Annotated in this window: 1 protein-coding gene and 2 pseudogenes; all 3 read left to right on the top strand. The window is 64.6% G+C overall.

The annotated features are described in order from the left end of the window. Positions 1–534: pseudogene (locus FREUN1FDRAFT_RS38710) on the top strand (nitrilotriacetate monooxygenase); the annotation flags it as partial. Positions 535–614: 80 nt separating this feature from the next. Then, positions 615–995 carry a transposase gene (locus FREUN1FDRAFT_RS45685; protein WP_006545907.1) on the top strand — a complete coding sequence of 127 codons (381 nt, stop codon included), beginning with the start codon at positions 615–617 and terminating at the stop codon, positions 993–995. Positions 996–1,552: 557 nt separating this feature from the next. Next, positions 1,553–2,796: pseudogene (gene ltrA / locus FREUN1FDRAFT_RS48450) on the top strand (group II intron reverse transcriptase/maturase); the annotation flags it as partial.

Genomic DNA, 2,796 nt, shown 5'->3' with positions numbered 1-2,796 from the left:
ACGCGCTCGGAACGCCGCGCACGAGGCGGGCGCGACCCCGACGAGATCAAGTTCATCGTCGGGCTCATGACGACCGTCGCTCCCACGGTCCGTGAGGGGCTTGACCGCCGCATCGCGATCGCGGGCGACCTCATCGAGGCGCGGCTGCCGCATCTGAGCGCCATGATCGGCGTCCAGATCCAGCCCCGGCACATCGACAGGCCTCTCTCCTCCGAGCAGCTGGCGGTCGCGCACGCATCGCCGATGGACCCTCGGTCCGCGATCGCCTTGCGAGTCGCCCGGGAGGGATGGTCGCCGCGCGACGTCCTCGCTCACGGGGTCATCGACTACCACCCCGTGACGGTCGGCCCCGGGAAGGTGCACGCCGACCACATGCAGGAATGGTTCGAAGCGGAAGCGGCCGATGGCTTCTGGCTCGCTCCCGATGTGTACGAGGACGGTGTCGACGCCCTCGTCGACGAGGTCGTACCGATCCTGCGTGAGCCCTGTCTGTCAGACTTCCGTGAGACAGAAGGATCTTTGAGACCTCTGTAGCGCAGGGCGAGACGGGATCTTCAAGACCAGTGACGTTGACCATGGCAGACATGGCCTCCTCGAAGCAGGAGGATGGCGGGGTGAGCCCCTCCCGAGGCGGACCGCGGTCGGACCGGCCGAAGCGCCGGACCTTCACCGCGGCCTACAAGAAAAGAATCCTGAACGAGTACGACGGCCTGACCGGTGCCGGTGAACGAGGCGCACTGCTCCGCCGGGAAGGCCTGTACCACTCCCACATCCAGAAATGGCGCGAGGCGCAGGAGCAGGGGGCTCACGACGGTCTCGCGGGAAAGCCCGCCGGCCGGCCCGCGGCGACCGAGACGGACACCGACAACGAGCGGCTACGGCGGGAGAACGAACGGCTCGCCGCCGAACTAGCGCGGACGAAAGCAGCGCTGGAAGTCATGGGAAAAGCGCACGTGCTCTGTGTACCACGAACGTCGAGTGGGATAGCCGCCTAAGGTAGGCCGGCTATTTCCGTGAAGGCGTGTAACTGCATGGGAGATGGAGGATTTGTGGCCCTCCGGAACCGCCCTGCGGGGGGAGGTTCCAAAGCACCTCAAGCTGCGTTAGCTGAAGACTGTCGTGGTGAGCGTTGAGGAAAAGGCGCACGTGATGCGTCAGCTGGGGATCGGGAAGGTGAGCTCAGCTCTCCGCTGTTGAAGCATCGAAACTAGCAGTTGGCATCGAAACCAGGGCATAGAGTGCGTCCTGGGATGAGTCTGGCGGACACCCGTCTACTGGCCAGGCGGTGCCCGGTGTGAATGGCGGCACGAGCCCGGTCTGCGGCATCCATGCGGAACGTGGGAGGGCATGCCCCGACACTGCCCCGGATGCCCGGGGTGAAAGCGATGCCGTCAAGCGGCAGAAACCGTGAGACGTCGAGTAGCGTCGCGGGGCGTGCAGTCGGACCGGCCCATATTAGCGTTGAAGTTCCGGTAATCGGAATGGAGTGAAGGGGCCGGGTCGTCCAGGTTAGTTCGTTCGGGCAACCGGGATATCTCCCGGGAGGGATCGGGTGGACAGGCCACAGCGAAGCGAGAAACCGTTTGAGATCTCGAAGTGGGAAGTGTGGGAGGCCTACCAGAAGGTCAGAGCCAACAAGGGTGCGCCGGGCGTGGACGGAGTATCTCTGACGGAGTTCGAGAAGGATCTGAAGGACCAGCTGTACCAGATCTGGAATCGGATGAGCTCAGGGTCGTACTTCCCGAGTCCGGTGCGGGCCGTGCCGATACCCAAAGACGGAGGTCGGGGCATCCGCATGCTTGGGGTGCCCACCATCGCGGACAGGATCGCGCAGACCGTGGTCGCCAGGCGTCTGGAGAAACGCGCGGAAGAAATCTTCCACGTGGACTCGGATGGATACCGGGTGGGCCGGTCGGCAATCGACGCGGTGGCCAAGTGCCGGGTCCGCTGCTGGAAACACGACTGGGTCCTTGACCTGGACGTGGAGAAGTTCTTCGACAGCGTCCCGCACGATCTTATCGTCAAAGCGGTGGAGGCGAACACCGACCAGAAGTGGATTCTGCTGTACGTGCGGCGCTGGCTTGCGGCGCCGACCCGGCAGCCGGACGGAACACTGGTCGAACCGGACCGTGGAACCCCCCAGGGGTCCGCGCTCACCCGTGTTGACGAACCTCTTCCTCCACTACGCGCTCGATGCCTGGATGGCCCGGGAGTTCCCCGACGTCCTGTTCGAGCGCTACGTGGACGACGCGGTCGTGCACTGCGAATCGTGGCGTCAGGCAGACATCCTGAGGGCCGCGATCGGGCGACGGATGGCCGAGGTCGGGCTGCGACTCAACCCGACCAAGACGAGAATCGTGTACTGCAAGGACTCGAATCGGCGCGGCCGCCATCCGGCGGTCATGTTTGATTTCCTGGGGTACACGTTTCGGCCGCTGCCCGCGGTCAACCGGCGGACGGGGAAAATGTTCACCTCGTTCGGACCTTCCATGAGCCGTGACCAGCAGACCCGGAAAGGCAGGGAGATCCGCCGCTGGCGGATGCACCTGCGTACCGGACGCACCTTGACCGACCTCGCCGCAGGGATCAACCCCTACGTGCGGGGCTGGATGAACTACTGGGGCCATTTCAACAAGTCCCAGATGTACCGCCTCCTGCAACGCATCAACGCCTACCTGATGCGCTGGGCCCGCAAGAAATACAAACGGCTCCGCAGCAAGAAAAGGCTCCAAGCCTGGTGGGAACGGGTCATCGCCAACGAACCCGGGCTGTTCGCTCACTGGGCATGGGTCACCG

The sequence above is a fragment of the Parafrankia sp. EUN1f genome, from assembly GCF_000177675.1.
Classification (GTDB): domain Bacteria; phylum Actinomycetota; class Actinomycetes; order Frankiales; family Frankiaceae; genus Parafrankia.
Note: the sequence above shows the minus strand (reverse complement) of the source record. Positions and strands in the feature narration are given on the sequence as shown.